The organism is Bradyrhizobium sp. Leo114 (genome assembly GCF_055229415.2).
Genome location: NZ_JBUYEN020000005.1, coordinates 114802 through 129199, shown reverse-complemented (window position 1 = coordinate 129199; position 14398 = coordinate 114802). Strand labels below are relative to the sequence as shown.

Annotated in this window: 17 protein-coding genes; 4 read left to right on the top strand and 13 right to left on the bottom strand. The window is 64.0% G+C overall.

Translation table 11 applies throughout. From position 1 onward, the window contains the following. Positions 1–30 precede the first annotated feature (30 nt). The gene (locus tag ACZIRK_RS08185) at positions 31–939 is read left to right on the top strand and encodes an NAD(P)-dependent oxidoreductase (protein WP_130229353.1); all 909 of its coding nucleotides are present in this window, start codon (positions 31–33) and stop codon (positions 937–939) included. Positions 940–1222: 283 nt separating this feature from the next. Here ACZIRK_RS08185 and ACZIRK_RS08180 read toward each other — a convergent pair whose 3' ends face one another. The 4 genes from ACZIRK_RS08180 to argH all read right to left on the bottom strand — a co-directional run bounded on the left by ACZIRK_RS08180 (position 1223) and on the right by argH (position 4895). Then, a complete protein-coding gene (locus tag ACZIRK_RS08180; RefSeq protein ID WP_028163770.1) occupies positions 1223–1450 on the bottom strand; it encodes a hypothetical protein in 228 nt (75 codons plus the stop codon). Between the two features lie 412 nt (positions 1451–1862). Continuing rightward, positions 1863–3128, bottom strand: a complete 1266-nt coding sequence (gene lysA / locus ACZIRK_RS08175) for a diaminopimelate decarboxylase (RefSeq protein ID WP_130229354.1) — start codon at positions 3126–3128, stop codon at positions 1863–1865. A gap of 7 nt (positions 3129–3135) precedes the next feature. After that, the gene (gene lptM, locus ACZIRK_RS08170; protein WP_028163772.1) at positions 3136–3405 is read right to left on the bottom strand and encodes an LPS translocon maturation chaperone LptM; all 270 of its coding nucleotides are present in this window, start codon (positions 3403–3405) and stop codon (positions 3136–3138) included. 92 nt (positions 3406–3497) lie between these two features. Continuing rightward, positions 3498–4895, bottom strand: a complete 1398-nt coding sequence (gene argH / locus ACZIRK_RS08165; RefSeq protein ID WP_130229356.1) for an argininosuccinate lyase — start codon at positions 4893–4895, stop codon at positions 3498–3500. Between the two features lie 122 nt (positions 4896–5017). Here argH and tlpA point away from each other — a divergent pair, with 122 nt between their 5' ends. Further along, on the top strand, positions 5018–5695 hold the full coding sequence (gene tlpA / locus ACZIRK_RS08160; protein WP_130229357.1) for a thiol:disulfide interchange protein TlpA: 678 nt from the start codon (positions 5018–5020) through the stop codon (positions 5693–5695). Here tlpA and ACZIRK_RS08155 read toward each other — a convergent pair. The 6 genes from ACZIRK_RS08155 to ACZIRK_RS08130 form a co-directional block, all read right to left on the bottom strand. Further along, positions 5692–5880: a putative motility protein gene (locus ACZIRK_RS08155; protein ID WP_028163775.1), complete on the bottom strand. Its 189-nt coding sequence runs from the start codon at positions 5878–5880 to the stop codon at positions 5692–5694. The genes tlpA and ACZIRK_RS08155 overlap by 4 nt on opposite strands. Positions 5881–5979: 99 nt before the next feature. Continuing rightward, positions 5980–6861 (bottom strand): 3-hydroxybutyryl-CoA dehydrogenase, encoded by an 882-nt coding sequence (locus ACZIRK_RS08150; RefSeq protein WP_028163776.1) that lies wholly within the window; start codon positions 6859–6861, stop codon positions 5980–5982. Between the two features lie 243 nt (positions 6862–7104). Further along, entirely contained in the window at positions 7105–8055 is a 951-nt protein-coding gene (locus ACZIRK_RS08145; protein ID WP_130229358.1) for an electron transfer flavoprotein subunit alpha/FixB family protein, read from the bottom strand. Then, the gene (locus tag ACZIRK_RS08140; RefSeq protein WP_130229359.1) at positions 8056–8805 is read right to left on the bottom strand and encodes an electron transfer flavoprotein subunit beta/FixA family protein; all 750 of its coding nucleotides are present in this window, start codon (positions 8803–8805) and stop codon (positions 8056–8058) included. It lies immediately after the preceding gene. A 120-nt stretch (positions 8806–8925) separates the two neighbouring features. After that, positions 8926–9498: a cob(I)yrinic acid a,c-diamide adenosyltransferase gene (locus tag ACZIRK_RS08135; protein ID WP_130229360.1), complete on the bottom strand. Its 573-nt coding sequence runs from the start codon at positions 9496–9498 to the stop codon at positions 8926–8928. 50 nt (positions 9499–9548) lie between these two features. Then, positions 9549–9743: a twin transmembrane helix small protein gene (locus ACZIRK_RS08130; protein ID WP_035690040.1), complete on the bottom strand. Its 195-nt coding sequence runs from the start codon at positions 9741–9743 to the stop codon at positions 9549–9551. 121 nt (positions 9744–9864) lie between these two features. On the opposite strand from ACZIRK_RS08130, the gene ACZIRK_RS08125 reads away from it, so the two are divergent. Next, positions 9865–10758 (top strand): YihY/virulence factor BrkB family protein, encoded by an 894-nt coding sequence (locus ACZIRK_RS08125; RefSeq protein WP_130229361.1) that lies wholly within the window; start codon positions 9865–9867, stop codon positions 10756–10758. Here ACZIRK_RS08125 and ACZIRK_RS08120 read toward each other — a convergent pair. Beyond that, a complete protein-coding gene (locus tag ACZIRK_RS08120) occupies positions 10685–11935 on the bottom strand; it encodes an ATP-binding protein (RefSeq protein ID WP_456640898.1) in 1251 nt (416 codons plus the stop codon). The two genes, ACZIRK_RS08125 and ACZIRK_RS08120, sit on opposite strands and share 74 nt — an antisense overlap. A 167-nt stretch (positions 11936–12102) precedes the next feature. Beyond that, entirely contained in the window at positions 12103–12975 is an 873-nt protein-coding gene (gene gluQRS / locus ACZIRK_RS08115) for a tRNA glutamyl-Q(34) synthetase GluQRS (protein WP_463327136.1), read from the bottom strand. Between the two features lie 117 nt (positions 12976–13092). On the opposite strand from gluQRS, the gene ACZIRK_RS08110 reads away from it, so the two are divergent. Next, a complete protein-coding gene (locus tag ACZIRK_RS08110; RefSeq protein WP_130229751.1) occupies positions 13093–13761 on the top strand; it encodes a DNA-3-methyladenine glycosylase family protein in 669 nt (222 codons plus the stop codon). A 96-nt stretch (positions 13762–13857) separates the two neighbouring features. Here the strand turns inward: ACZIRK_RS08110 and ACZIRK_RS08105 are convergent, their stop codons facing one another. Next, positions 13858–14373: a hypothetical protein gene (locus tag ACZIRK_RS08105; RefSeq protein ID WP_130229750.1), complete on the bottom strand. Its 516-nt coding sequence runs from the start codon at positions 14371–14373 to the stop codon at positions 13858–13860. Between the last annotated feature and the right edge of the window lie 25 nt (positions 14374–14398).

Here is a 14398-nt window from a genome sequence, read left to right as displayed (position 1 = left end):
GCATCTCCAGAAATCCGGAGCAAAATCACCATGGAAATTGGATTCATCGGCCTCGGGAACATGGGTTTTCCGATGGCGCGCCGGCTGGTCGAGGCCGGGCATCAACTTACCGTGTTCGATACGCGCAAGGAGGCCGTCGAGCGGCTGACCGCGCGCGGCGCGCTAGCCGCGTCCTCGCCGAAGGCGATCGCCGACCGGGTCGAGACCGTGATGGCGAGCCTGCCCTCGCTGCAGGCCTCGCTCGAGGTCGCGACCGGTGCCGGCGGCGTGATCGAGGGCGAGCGCGTCAAGCGCTTCGTCGATCTCTCGACCGTCGGCTCGCAGATGGCGGTACGCATCCATGACCTGTTGGCGAAGCGCAACATCGTGCAGATCGACAGCCCCGTCAGCGGCGGCGTCGGCGGCGCCGAGAAGGGAACGCTTGCAGTGATGGTCTCCGGTCCGCGCGCGGACTACGAGGTGCTGAAACCGGCGCTCGACGTGATCGGCAAGGTGTTCTTCATCGGCGAGAAGCCGGGCTCGGGGCAGACGATGAAGCTCGCCAACAATTTCCTGTCGGCGACTGCGATGGTTGCGACCTCGGAAGCGGTGGTGATGGGCGTGAAGTCCGGGCTCGATCCGGCCGTGATGATCGATGTCATCAATGCGGGTTCTGGCATGAATACGGCGAGCCGCGACAAGTTTCCGCGCTCGGTGCTGCCGCGCACGTTCGATTTCGGCTTCGCCACCGGCTTGATGGTGAAGGATGTGCGGCTGTGCCTGGACGAGATGAAGTCGCTCGGCCTGTCGATGGAAGTCGCCGAGGCCGTCGGCCGCCTCTGGGAAACCGTGATCCGCGAGACGGGACCGGACTCCGATTTCACCTCCGCGATCAAGCCGGTCGAGAAAGCGGCGGGTGTCGTGGTCGGCGGGACAAAGGGCAGTCACGCAGCGAAGTGAGCCGTGAAGTGAGATGTGGTCCCGGGGCTAGCTGTCGTCCCGGGCTTGCCCCGGCACCCATAACCACAGGGCGTTTGTCGTGGCGCGAGCAAGCGGTTGCAGCGGAGCACACCACAAACACCTGTGGTTATGGGTCCCCGCTTTCGCGGGGACGACAGCGGTGCGGGACGACACCGAACAAGGTGATGCTCGAGCCAAAATAAAGACCGCCTTGCGGCGGTCTTTAGGACTTCCATGAAGATGTTTTGTGTCGGTCGTTTTTGTGGCGCCTATCGCGCAAGCGCTATTTTGAGTTGCGACGGCGCCTGACGTACCAATAGACGCCTGCGGCGACGAGGAAGGGAAGGCCAGCGCCAGCGGCCGGGCCCGGCGCGCCACGATACGTTCCCTGGCCGACATAGGTGTAGACCTGGTCGGGAGGGAAGAACAGCGTGGCCGTGAAGTACACACCGGCGGGCACAGCCGCCGCCATCAAGAGGAAAATCGCGAGAACCCAGCCTGGCAATGACATTGTTACACCCCGCTCAGCCGCATTTGATAATATTAATCTCACTCGAATTTAAATACCTGTCAATGAAGATTTAATATTTAAATGGCAGGCATGCGAAAATGACGCAGGCATCTGGGGCAGAAAGTGAAAATACTACGCCCTCTCCGAGACTTATCAGTCACACCGACAAGCAGCGGGCACTGCTCCGCGGCTGTGAGATGGTGTGATCACCGTTCTGTTAAGGCAAAGCTGCGCAGACGCGCCGTCAGAGCCCAAAACGGCTCCCCCAAGCCTCCGCACTGCACCGGGAATTCGTCCGGGAGGCCCGATTATTGAAAACTTCCGCTGTCGCGCGGATTTTCAATCGTTAAGCTGAATTATAAAGCTGTTAAATCGCGACGGGAATTTAAATGAATTAATTCCCGATCGCCACTCACAGCCACGGGGCGGGCTTGTCCATCGCGATCAGCGCCTCGACGTCGACGCGCGGGCGCACGATGGCATACTGATCGTCCTTGACCAGCACTTCCGGCACCAGGGGCCTGGTGTTGTAGCTGCCGGACTGCACCGCGCCATAGGCGCCGGCGGTCATGATCGCCAGGAGATCGCCGGGCTTGGGCTCGGGCAGCGAACGGTCGAGCGCGAGATAGTCGCCGCTTTCGCAGACCGGGCCGACCACGTCGGCAACCATCATCGGCGCGTCTTTCTTGGCCTGCCGCACCGGCAGGATGTCGTGATGCGCTTCGTACAGCGTCGGCCGGATCAGGTCGTTCATCGCGGCATCGATGATGACGAAGTTCTTGGCATCGCCATGCTTCACATAGATCACGCGGGTGAGGAGGATGCCGGCATTGCCGACGATCATCCGCCCCGGCTCGAACATCAGCGTGCAGCCAAGGTTATGCGTCACGCGCCTCACCATCGCGGCATAGGCGTCGGGTGCCGGCGGCGCCTCGCGGTCCATGTAATAGGGAATGCCAAGGCCGCCGCCGAAATCGATATGCGAGATGTTGTGGCCGTCGGCGCGCAAGGTCTGGACGAATTCGGCGAGGATCCGGAACGCCGTCTCCATCTTGCTGAGATCGGTGATCTGGCTGCCGATATGCATGTCGGCCCCGCGCACCTCGATGCCCGGCAGCTTCGCCGCGCGGGCATAGACGTCTCTCGCACGGGAGATCGGGATGCCGAACTTGTTCTCGGACTTGCCGGTCGAGATCTTGGCATGCGTCCCGGCATCGACGTCAGGATTGACGCGCACCGAAATGCGCGCGGTCTTGCCCATCTCGGCCGCAAGCCGCGACAGCAGTTCAAGCTCAGGCTCGGATTCGATATTGATGCAGAGGATGTCGGCGGAAAGCGCGGCGCGCAGCTCGGCCTCGGTCTTGCCGACGCCGGAGAAGACGATCTTCGAGGGCGGGATGCCCGCGGCAAGGGCTCGCTTCAATTCGCCGCCCGAGACCACGTCGGCGCCGGCGCCAAGCTTTGCCAAGGTGCGCAGGACCGACTGGTTGGAATTCGCCTTCATCGCGTAGCAGACGAGCACCTTCTCGCCGGCGAAGGCTTCGGTGAACACCCGGTAATGGCGCTCCAAGGTCGCGGTCGAATAGCAATAGAATGGCGTGCCCACGGTCTCGGCAAGCCTGGACAGGTCAACGGCTTCGGCGTGCAGCACGCCGTCGCGATAGTCGAAATGATTCATGGCGCGCTCAGTCGAGAAGCGGGTCGAGGACGAAGGATCGCTGACGACCCTTGGCCGCAGCCGGCGGCGCATCCGTTCCGTAGTTCGGATTGAACAGGCTGGGCTGGGCTGCCCGCTGGGTCTCGGTATCTTGCGGCGCGGCCGGCGTCTGCGCCGAGCTCGCGGTCGGCGGCAGGTCGAGCGGTCCCTTGCGTCCGCAGCCGCCGAGCGTCAGCGCGGCAACGCCGACAAGGATGAGAGCCCATCCCGACCGGGTCAGGCGGTGGTTACTGGTCACGACGAAATCCCCAATGCGGGCCGCACCATACAAACATTGATTTGCTCTGGCGAGCCCCCGGATAACCATGAGATTGCAGCGAAATTTGTCGTTCAGCCCAATTTTCGCTCTTTTTCCAGCCGCTTCGCCCAGGCCCTCGCCTGGGAAAGCACGTTCTTCGGCGCGGTGCCGCCGTAACTGATGCGGCTTTTCACCGATGATTCGACCGAGAGCACCTTCAGCGCGTCGGCAGTGATCTTCGGCTCGACCTCCTGCATCGCCTTCAGCGGCAGTTCGTGCAGGGCGACGGCCTGCTGCGAAGCCAGCGCCACGATGCGGCCGGTGACGTGATGGGCCTCGCGGAACGGCATTTTCAGGGTCCGCACCAGCCAGTCGGCGAGGTCGGTGGCGGTGGCATAGCCCTCGCCGGCCGCGGCTTTCATCCGCCCCTCGTCGGGAACGAGGTCTTCGACCATGCCGGTCATGGCGCGGATCGCGAGCGAGAGCGCGACAAAGGCCTCCATCGCGCCCTGCTTGTCCTCCTGCATGTCCTTTTGATAGGCGAGCGGCAGGCCCTTCATCACGATCAGGAGCGCGGTGAGCGCGCCGATCACGCGGCCGGTCTTGGCGCGCACCAGTTCCGCCGCATCCGGGTTGCGCTTCTGCGGCATGATGGAGGAGCCGGTGGTGAACTTGTCGCTGAGGCGGACCAGGCCGACCAGCGGCGAGGTCCAGACCACGATCTCTTCCGCAAAACGCGACAGGTGCACAGCCGTGATCGCGGCAGCCGACAGGGTTTCCAAAACGAAATCGCGGTCGGAGACGGCGTCGAGCGAATTGGCCATCGGGCGGTCGAAGTCGAGCGCTTTTGCCGTCGCGGCCCGGTCGATCGGAAACGAGGTGCCGGCGAGCGCCGCGGCGCCGAGCGGCGATTCGTTCAGCCGCTTGCGAGCATCAGCGAAGCGGCCGCGGTCGCGCGCCGCCATCTCGACATAGGCGAGAAGATGATGCCCGAAGGTAACAGGCTGGGCCGTCTGCAGGTGGGTGAAGCCCGGCATGACCGTTCCGGCATGTTCTAGCGCGCGCTCGACCAGCGCGTTCTGGAACGCGGCCAGCGCCGCATCGGTCTCATCTATCGTGTCGCGGACATAGAGGCGGAAGTCGGTCGCGACCTGGTCGTTGCGGGAGCGCGCGGTGTGCAGCCGGCCGGCGGCCGGGCCGATCAATTCCGACAGCCGGCTCTCGACGTTCATATGGATATCTTCGAGCGCGCGCTTGAAATCGAACGATCCCTTGTCGATTTCTGACAAAATCGTGTCTAGACCTTTGCCGATATTTTTCGCATCAGACGCGGTGATGATGCCTTGCGCGGCGAGCATCGCGGCGTGGGCCTTGGACGCGGCAATGTCCTGGGCATAAAGGTGACGATCGACGTCGATGGAGACGTTGATTTCCTCCATGATCGCGTCGGGACGTTCGGAGAACCGCCCGCCCCACATCTTGTTGCTCATGATTGCTCGCTCACGACTTCTTAGAACTTCAGGCCCAGCCCTTGATCGCCCGACCGTCAAAACCGAACCGGCCACCGGCGCGGGCCCTGCTTAGCCATATCTGACGCGGAATGACAAACGATATGCCCGAAACTCCCCCGTCCCGTGGCGCCACGCGCCGGATCCCGCTCGTGATCGGCGCGGTGCTGGTCGGCGCGCTGATCGGCTATGCCGGCGTCTCCGGATTTGGCGGGCTGATGGGCCGCGGCCCGGCCGGCGATCCGGTCTGCAGCAGCGCGGTCGATCTGGCGAAGAGGCTCGGCCCGCTGGCACACGGCGAGCTCGCCGCGCTGACGATGGCGACGAAGCCCTTGCGGATCCCGGACCTCGCCTTCGAGGACGCCGAGGGCAAGCCGAGGAAGCTGTCGGACTGGCGCGGCAAGACCGTGCTGGTGAACCTCTGGGCCACCTGGTGCGTACCCTGCCGCAAGGAGATGCCGGCGCTGGACGCGCTGCAGGCCAAGCTCGGCGGCAAGGATTTCGAGGTGGTGGCGATCAACATCGACACCCGCGACTTCGACAAGCCTAAGAATTTCCTGAAAGACGCCAATCTGACCCGGCTCGGCTATTTCAGTGACGTGAAAGCCAAGGTTTTCCAGGATCTTAAGAGCATAGGCAAGGCGCTTGGGATGCCCACCTCGATGCTCATCGACGGCAACGGCTGCGAGATCGCGACCATTGCGGGTCCGGCCGAATGGGCCAGCGATGACGCCGTGAAGCTGATCACGGCCGCCGTGCAGCCGGCCGCGGCAGGGATTTAGGCAACGACGTTCAGATTACCGCCGACGCCCGGCGCCAGATTGGCCGTGGACGGGGCACCCAAGAGCGTCTGGACCGCGGATTTCTCAGCATCCGCATTGGATTTGATGATCGAGGTCTGAATCTGCGACTGCAGGCCGCCGGCCTGCATGGCCAGAATGCCCGAGACCATGCTCATCATATCCATACGCGGTACTCCCCAATTCGGGCGCACCATAGGCGGCGGGGGTTAATGAAAGCTGGATTGAGGATGGATTGCCGGGTCAAGCCCGGCAATGACGACAAGTTAGCGCGTCGGGACCGGCTTCTCGCCGCGATAGTCGTAGAAGCCGCGCTGGGTCTTGCGGCCGAGCCAGCCGGCCTCGACATATTTCACCAAGAGCGGGCACGGCCGGTATTTTGAATCGGCGAGCCCCTCATGCAGCACCTGCATGATCGACAGACAGGTGTCCAGTCCGATGAAATCGGCCAGTTCCAGCGGGCCCATCGGATGGTGGGCACCGAGCTTCATCGCCGCGTCGATGGCCTCGACGTTCCCGACGCCCTCATAGAGCGTGTAGATCGCCTCGTTGATCATCGGCAGCAGGATGCGGTTGACAATGAAGGCCGGAAAATCCTCCGATACCGCGACCTGCTTGCCGAGCTTGCCGACGAACGTCTTGGCAGCGTCGAAGGTGGCATCATCAGTGGCGATGCCGCGGATCAGCTCGACCAACTCCATCAGCGGCACCGGATTCATGAAATGAATACCGATGAAACGCTCGGGGCGGTCGGTGGAGGCGGCGAGCCGCGTGATCGAGATCGAGGAGGAGTTGGAGGCGACGATCGCCTCCGGCTTCAGGACCGCGCAGAGATCGTGGAAGATCTTGCGCTTGGTCTCTTCCTTCTCGACCGCGGTCTCGATCACAAGATCGCAATCCGCCAGTTCGTCGAGGCTGTCAGTCGCGACGATCCGGGACAGCGCCTGCTTGCGCTGCTCCTCGGTGATGGACTTCTTGGCCACCTGGCGCGACAGATTGCCGTTGATGGTTGCGAGCGCCGATTTCACGCGATCGGCGGAAATGTCGTTGAGCAGCACATCGAAGCCCGCAAGCGCCGCCACATGGGCAATGCCGTTACCCATCTGGCCCGAGCCGATTACGCCGACCTTCTTGATTGCGACCGTCATGTTGTCACCACCGGGACAGCGCGTCCATCGCGCCTCGCCCAAGTCCCCTACTACGTCCCCAATATCCGACAAGTCTTACGTTTGCGCATGATCTTTTTCGTAAACCGGCGCCCACTTAGCGCCGACGCGGCGCTCCGGGTACGGATCATGCTACGGGCGAAAGGTACCTGCTTCGCCGAAAAACGCCATTCAAAAACAAGAACACCGGCCGGGGCCGTACCATCCGGCCGGTGTTCTCTTTGCTTATTTTCCGAGCTTGCCGAGCGCTTCGGTCAGCTCCGGAACTGCCTGGTAGAGGTCGGCGACCAGGCCGTAATCGGCGACCTGGAAGATCGGCGCGTCCTCGTCCTTGTTGATCGCGACGATCACCTTGGAATCCTTCATGCCAGCCAGATGCTGGATCGCGCCGGAGATGCCGACCGCGACATAAAGTTCCGGCGCCACCACCTTGCCGGTCTGGCCAACCTGCCAGTCGTTCGGGGCATAGCCGGCGTCGACCGCAGCGCGCGAGGCGCCGACACCGGCACCGAGCTTATCGGCCAGCGGTTCGATGTACTTGGCGAAATTTTCCCGGCTCTGCATGGCGCGGCCACCGGAAACGATGATCTTGGCCGAGGTCAGCTCCGGACGATCGCTCTTGGCGACCTCCTCGCCGAGGAAGCTGGAGAGACCGGGATCGGCCGCAGCCGCCACGGACTCGACCGAGGCGCTGCCGCCCTCGCCCGCCGCGGCGAAGGTTGAGGTGCGGACCGTGATCACCTTCTTGGCGTCCTTGGACTTCACTGTCTGGATCGCGTTACCGGCGTAGATCGGACGCTCGAAGGTATCAGGCGCGACCACCTTGATGATCTCGGAGACCTGCATGACGTCGAGCAGGGCCGCGACGCGCGGCATCACGTTCTTGAAGCGCGAGGTCGCGGGCGCAACGATCGCGTCATAGGACGGCGCCAGCGAGACGATCAGCGCGGCAAGCGGCTCGGCGAGATCGTGCGCATAGGCCTCGCCTTCGGCCACCAGCACCTTCTTGACGCCGGCGAGCTTCGCCGCCGCTTCGGCCGCAGCCTTGGTGCCCGCCCCGCCGCCGGCGACCAGCACATGCACGTCGCCGCCCAACTGGGTCGCCGCGGTCAGCGCCTTGTTGGTGACGTCCTTCAGCTTCTCGTGTTCGTGTTCGGCAATCAGCAATGTCGTCATTTAGAGAACCCCGGCTTCGGTCTTGAGCTTCGACACCAGTTCGGCGACGTCCTTGACCTTGACGCCCGCCTTGCGGCCTGCCGGTTCCGAAGTCTTGAGGATTTCGAGATGCGGTGTGAGATCGACGCCGTAATCGGCGGCGTTCTTCTCGTCGATCGGCTTCTTCTTCGCCTTCATGATGTTGGGCAACGAAGCATAGCGCGGCTCGTTGAGGCGAAGGTCGGTGGTGACGATCGCCGGGCCCTTCAGCTTCACGGTCTGCAGGCCGCCGTCGACCTCGCGCGTGACCTTGAAGTCAGAACCTTCGACATCGAGCTTGGAGGCGAACGTCGCCTGCGACCAGCCGAGCAGCGCGGCCAGCATCTGGCCGGTCTGGTTGCTATCGTCGTCGATCGCCTGCTTGCCGAGGATGACGAGGCCGGGCTTCTCAGCCTCGACCACCGACTTCAGGAGCTTGGCGACTGCGAGCGGCTCCACCGTGCCCTCGGCCTTGACCAGGATGCCGCGGTCGGCGCCCATCGCAAGGCCGGTGCGGATGGTCTCGGAGGCTTGCGCCGGGCCGATCGACACCACCACAACCTCGGTCGCCTTGCCGGCTTCCTTCAGCCGCAACGCTTCCTCGACCGCGATCTCGTCGAACGGGTTCATCGACATCTTGACGTTGGCGAGCTCCACGCCCGATCCATCGCTCTTGACGCGGACCTTGACGTTGTAGTCGACGACCCGCTTTACCGGCACAAGAACCTTCATCGATCCTCTTTCGCTTTGAAATTAGGGGGTTGATTGGCTTGGGCGCGGAACCTAAAGGTCCCGCTATCGGCGGTCAACGCGCGAAAGCCAAAAATCGGCCCCGTGGATCTCAGACCCATTCTAGCGGTTCTGGCCCGGCACCCACAACACATCACCGGCACCCTTGTCGTTCTGGAAACGGCTGGCGACAAACAGGAAATCCGACAGGCGGTTCATATATTGGATGCCAGCCTCGCTGACTGGCTCATCCGGCTTGGCCGCAAGTTCCACCATCATCCGTTCCGCCCGGCGGCAAATCGTACGGGCGAGGTGCAGATAGGCTGCCGCCGGGGTACCGCCGGGAAGTACGAACGAGGTTAACGGCGCCAGCTCGGCATTGAGCGTATCGATGTTGCGCTCGAGCCGCTCGACCTGGCTCGCCAGCATCCGCAAACGCTCCGCCTTGCCCTCGCGCTGGGGCACCGCGAGGTCGGCGCCAAGATCGAATAGGTCGTTCTGGATCAGGCCGAGCATGCGGTCGAGCGCGGGATTATCCGCAAGATGAAGCCGCACCACGCCGATCGCGGCATTGGTCTCGTCCACCGTGCCGTAGGCGCTGACGCGCAGATCATATTTCGGCCGCCGCTCGCCGCTTCCGAGCGCCGTCGTACCGTCGTCGCCGGTGCGCGTATAGATCTTGTTGAGCACGACCATGTTCCAGCTCCGGTATTTGCGACCACCTCTTCCTTTTGGAGAGGTAAGAACTAGCGCCCCATCGCCCAGACCGCGAGCATCGCGATTACGATGGCGACGAATTGCAGCAAGACGCGCAGCCGCATCAATTTCTGCGAGGTGTTCGGGGAGCCGCCGCGCATCATGTTGGCGAGACCGAGCAACAGGACCACCCCGACGGCGCCGACCGCGATCGGGAGAATGAACGTACTTAAGAAGGATGCCATCTACGCTACATAACACCGCGATATCTGAAGCGCCACATAGGGCAAGTGCAACGATCTGGCGTTTGGCGCGATTATATCGGAAGCTGGTGTGCGGCCTCGGCTGGCCGGATCAGGGTGGGAAGTGAAGCAGGTTCGCTACGTCTACCACGTCGTGATGGATGCGTTCTACACGTTCCTCGCCGACGACGGCTGGGCGATTGCGAGCCATATCGCGCTGTCGACCCTGATGGCGCTATTCCCGTTCCTGATCGTGCTGACCTCCCTCGCCGGCTTTTTCGGCTCCAAGGAACTGGCCGACCAGGCTGCGAGCCTGCTGCTGCAGACCTGGCCCAAACAAGTCGCCGACACGCTGTCCAGCCAGGTCCACGACGTCCTGACGACCACGCGCGGTGACATCCTCACCGTCGGCGCGGCGCTCGCGGTCTATTTCGCCTCCAATGGCGTCGAGGCGCTGCGGGTGGCGTTGAACCGCGCCTACGCCGTCCCCGAGCGGCGCCGCTGGTACTGGCTCCGGCTTGAATCGATCGGCTACACCCTGATCGCCGCCGTCACCTCGCTCGCGATGGCGTTCCTGATCGTGCTCGGTCCGTTGATACTCGAGACGGCACGGCACTACATTCCGTTCTTCGTCGAGAGCAACGAGCGCATCCTCAACATTGCACGCTACGGCATCACGATCACCGCGTTGACCGTTGCGCTGTTCATCCTGCATGCCTGGCTGCCGGCGGGGCGCCGCAATTTCCTGCAGATCCTGCCCGGCATCATCTTCACCATGGTGGCCTCGCTGATATCAGGCATCGTGTTCGGCCAGTACCTGGCGCGCTTCGCTAAGAACTATGTCACGATGTATGCGGGGCTCGCGTCGGTGATCATCGCTTTGGTGTTCCTGTATTTCATCGCCGCGATCTTCGTCTATGGCGGCGAATTGAATGCGGCGATCATCAAGTCGCGCCTGCGGAAGGGCGTATCGCTTCAAGCAGCGCAGTCGCTAAAGCACGCGGACTCACAGGCTTGACCAGGAACGCGTCGGCGCCGGCCGCCCGCGATGCCGCCTCGTCCTCGCTGCGGCCGGAAATCCCGATGATCGGAATGCGGCCAAGCGGCGACTGAAGCGCGCGGATACGCCTGATCGCCTCCACCCCATCGATGCCGGGCAGCACCATATCCATCAGCACGGCGTCGAAGGCGCCCTGCTGAAGCCGCTCCGGCGCCGCTTCTCCATCGCCGATGAACTCCGCCTGATGGCCGAGCTCGGTGAGGATGGTGTTGAGCACGACGCGGCCGAACGGATTGTCCTCGACGCTGAGCAGCCGGAGCGCGCGCGGCGACCCGGCCGGGACGTCGCTCCCGGCATCGCCGTTGGATGCGGCCGGTTCGCCGGCGGACGCCAGCACGATCGTCAGCGTAAAGGTGGTACCCCCGCCCCGCCGCTGCCTGGCGACGATGTCGCCGCCCATCGCCCGCGCAAGCTGCTTGACCGAGGATAGGCCGAGGCCTGCGCCGCCGAAGCGCGAGGCGACCCGGACATTGGCCTGCGAGAACGGACGGAACAGGCGCTTGATCTCGGCGAGCGAAAGCCCGATGCCGCTGTCGGAGACCGCGAAGGCGACCCCGACCTTGCCTTTCGCGGCGCGCGTCGGCGTAACCTCGAACGCGACTGTTCCCCGCTCGGTGAATTTGACCGCGTTGTCGATCAGGTTCTCCAGCGCCGCACGCAGCCGAATGGGATCGCCGACGGCGAAGGCGGGCAGCTTTTCGGAGATATCGACCGAGGGCTGCAGGCCCTTGGCCGCCGCCCGCCCGGCGAGTGAATTCCCGGCGTTGCGGGCAAGCGTGCCCAGGTCGAAAAAATCCTGCCGGATCTCAAGGCCGGGGCCACGGCTTCGCGCGGCATCGACGAACAGGGTGGCAAGGCTGGCCAGATGCTCGGCGCCGGCCTGGATGGTATCGACCCAGCGCCGCTCGCGCTCGTCGAGGTCGGAGGTCGCAAGCAGGTTGCTGATCGCGAGAATACCGGTAAGCGGGGTGCGCACCTCATGCGCGAAAGCCGCCAGCGCAGTCTCGACCACGCCGGGGCCCGCCTTGGCAGGCGCGCGTCCGCGGCGTGCCTTTGCCGCCTTCAAGACACGCTTCCGCGACGGCGTCTTCTTGGGATGCCGAATGGTGCGCCCAACGCGCGATCTTGCCGCCATGATTCCCGTGAACCCTGCCCCGGCCGGCAGAATGGCATGCGAGGGTGGTGGGTGTCACGGAGACCTTTTTGGCGACGGCGCCATTACGCGAAGTGGGCTGAGGCCGTTTGGTTGAGCTCGATCTGGCCGCGAGGACCACCTCTCCCCATCGGGGAGAGGTGAAGCACCTAGGGTAACCCCACCAGACGGCGGATATCAGCGGGCGTCGCACCGCCGGCGCGCAGTTCCCGCAAGGCGGTTGCCTTGGTCGACTTCGACAGCTTCTGTCCGACCGAATCGCGGATCAGCCGGTGGTGCCGGTAGGCCGGCGAAGCGATGCCGAGCAGCGCCTGCAGCAGCCGGTGCACGCTGGTGGACCAGAACAGGTCCTGCCCCCTGATAACGTCAGTCACCCCTTGCAGGGCGTCGTCGATCACGACCGAGAGGTGATAGCTGGTTGGCGTCTCCTTGCGCGCTAGGATGACGTCACCCCACCCCTCCGGCCGGGCGATGACGGTTCCGTGCTCGCCGGCAGGTCCCGCCCCCTGTTCGGCCCAGCTCAGATCTTTCACCCGCGCGCGAGCCGCCGCCATGTTCAACCGCAGCGCGTAAGGCGCCCCCGACTGGATCAGCCGCCGCCGCTCCGGCGCCGGCAGCGATCGCGCGGCGCCCGGATAAAGCGGCGCGCCATCCGGATCGCGCGGCCATGGTCCCGCCGCCTCGCGCTCGGCGACCAGGCGCGCGATCTCAGCGCGGCTTTCAAAGCTCGGATAGAGCAGGCCCTCGGCGGTCAATCGCTCGACCGCCTCGCGATAAGCGTCAAGATGCTCCGACTGCCGCCGCACCGGCGTCTCCCAGGCGATGCCGAGCCAGGCGAGGTCCTCGTAGATCGCAATCTCGAACTCCGCCCGGCAGCGCGTCGGATCGATGTCCTCGATCCGCAGCAGGAAGCGTCCCCCGGCCTCGCGCGCGAGGTCAAAATTCAACAACGCCGAAAAAGCGTGGCCGAGATGGAGATAACCGTTCGGGCTCGGCGCGAATCGGAAAACGGGTGGCGACATTGTATTGGAATTCGTCATTGCCGGGCTTGACCCGGCAATCCATCCTCTAGGACTCTTATCGATAGCAGATGGATGCGCGGGTCAAGCCCGCGCATGACGCGACGAGACTGTTCCTCCATGCTCATCCACTTCGAAACCCAATCGGACCTCGAAGACGCGATCAAAACTCTTGTGAAGCAGGACAAGCGGCTGAGGCCAGTCCTGGAGATCACCGGCATGCCGGCGCTGCGGCAGCGCGAGCCGGGCTTTGCCGGGCTTGCCGCGATCGTCTGCGGCCAGCAGCTTTCGACCGCGAGCGCCGCGGCGATCTGGGGCCGGGTCAGCAAGGCATTCGATCCCTTTCATCATGATGCGATCAGCAAGGCGCGCGCCGACCGGCTTGGCCGGCTCGGCCTGTCGGCGGCGAAGATCAAGACACTGAAGCACATCGCGCGCGAGCTCGCCGCCGAGCGGCTGAACCTCGACGTGCTCGCGAACGAAGACGCCGACATCGCCCACAACACGCTGACCGCGCTGCCCGGCATCGGACCATGGACCGCGGACATCTATCTGTTGTTCTGCCTCGGCCACGGCGACGCCTGGCCGGCGGGCGACCTCGCCGTGCAGGAAGCGGTCAAGATCGGGCTGGGACTGAAGGAACGGCCGACGGCAAAGCAGATGGCGCCGCTGGCCGAGCCCTGGCGCCCGCTGCGCGGCGCCGCGGCGCATCTGTGGTGGGCCTACTATCGGGTGCTGAAGAAACGCGAGGGCGTAATTGCCGGCGCGAAAACGAGCGCAGGATCGTAGCCCGGGTGAAGCGTAAGCGTAACCCGGGCCCGGCGGCAAACGTCGATACTGGTGTCCCCGGGTTGCGCTTCGCTCCACCCGGGCTACGGGGCTTCGTCAAAGTTTTCGGCTGTCGTAGGCCCAATGGAGCAGCGCTTGGCGTTGCCGCGGCCTGCACGTCAGATCACCGGGTTCGCAACTGCGCTTGATCTGCGCGACATGTCGCCGGATCGCTTTCCAGCGCCTGATCTGCCGCGCATCCTCCATCGATATGCGACGGCCCATGTAATAGCGGCAATACCACTGAAACCAGCCGCGCGGATCGTCGGGGTGGATCCATCCTTTCTGTCGCCAGACCGAAAGAGGCTGGCTCGCGTTGACGCCGAAGTAGTTCAGCGAGCAGTCGCGTCTCGAAAGCGAAAGCCGGGCGCCGGCAAACCAGCTCGCCGGGAATTCCTTGCGGCAGTCCGTCATGTACTTGCCGCAGAAGATGCCGAGGGCCAGCAGCTGCTTCGGCGTGAGTTCGGGACGAAATTCCGGATCGAAATTGCGTCCGGCAGGTTCGGTGAGGACGTAGCGGTACCCCCGCTGCATCTTGTCGTTGACTGTAACACTTACAGAGCGTCGGCGCATGATTGTGAGCCTCATGTCCTTTGAC

Bases quoted from the DNA above. Each gene is read 5' to 3' on its own strand.
- ACZIRK_RS08150 (WP_028163776.1), bottom strand. From the start codon at position 6,861: ATGACGGTCGCAATCAAGAAGGTCGGCGTAATCGGCTCGGGCCAGATG.
- ACZIRK_RS08180 (WP_028163770.1), bottom strand. From the start codon at position 1,450: ATGTCATTGCCAGGCTGGGTTCTCGCGATTTTCCTCTTGATGGCGGCG.
- lysA (WP_130229354.1), bottom strand. From the start codon at position 3,128: ATGAATCATTTCGACTATCGCGACGGCGTGCTGCACGCCGAAGCCGTT.
- tlpA (WP_130229357.1), top strand. From the start codon at position 5,018: ATGCCCGAAACTCCCCCGTCCCGTGGCGCCACGCGCCGGATCCCGCTC.
- argH (WP_130229356.1), bottom strand. From the start codon at position 4,895: ATGAGCAACAAGATGTGGGGCGGGCGGTTCTCCGAACGTCCCGACGCG.
- ACZIRK_RS08135 (WP_130229360.1), bottom strand. From the start codon at position 9,498: ATGGTCGTGCTCAACAAGATCTATACGCGCACCGGCGACGACGGTACG.
- ACZIRK_RS08145 (WP_130229358.1), bottom strand. From the start codon at position 8,055: ATGACGACATTGCTGATTGCCGAACACGAACACGAGAAGCTGAAGGAC.
- ACZIRK_RS08105 (WP_130229750.1), bottom strand. From the start codon at position 14,373: ATGCGCCGACGCTCTGTAAGTGTTACAGTCAACGACAAGATGCAGCGG.
- ACZIRK_RS08110 (WP_130229751.1), top strand. From the start codon at position 13,093: ATGCTCATCCACTTCGAAACCCAATCGGACCTCGAAGACGCGATCAAA.
- ACZIRK_RS08140 (WP_130229359.1), bottom strand. From the start codon at position 8,805: ATGAAGGTTCTTGTGCCGGTAAAGCGGGTCGTCGACTACAACGTCAAG.
- ACZIRK_RS08130 (WP_035690040.1), bottom strand. From the start codon at position 9,743: ATGGCATCCTTCTTAAGTACGTTCATTCTCCCGATCGCGGTCGGCGCC.
- ACZIRK_RS08185 (WP_130229353.1), top strand. From the start codon at position 31: ATGGAAATTGGATTCATCGGCCTCGGGAACATGGGTTTTCCGATGGCG.
- ACZIRK_RS08120 (WP_456640898.1), bottom strand. From the start codon at position 11,935: ATGGCGGCAAGATCGCGCGTTGGGCGCACCATTCGGCATCCCAAGAAG.
- gluQRS (WP_463327136.1), bottom strand. From the start codon at position 12,975: ATGTCGCCACCCGTTTTCCGATTCGCGCCGAGCCCGAACGGTTATCTC.
- ACZIRK_RS08155 (WP_028163775.1), bottom strand. From the start codon at position 5,880: ATGGATATGATGAGCATGGTCTCGGGCATTCTGGCCATGCAGGCCGGC.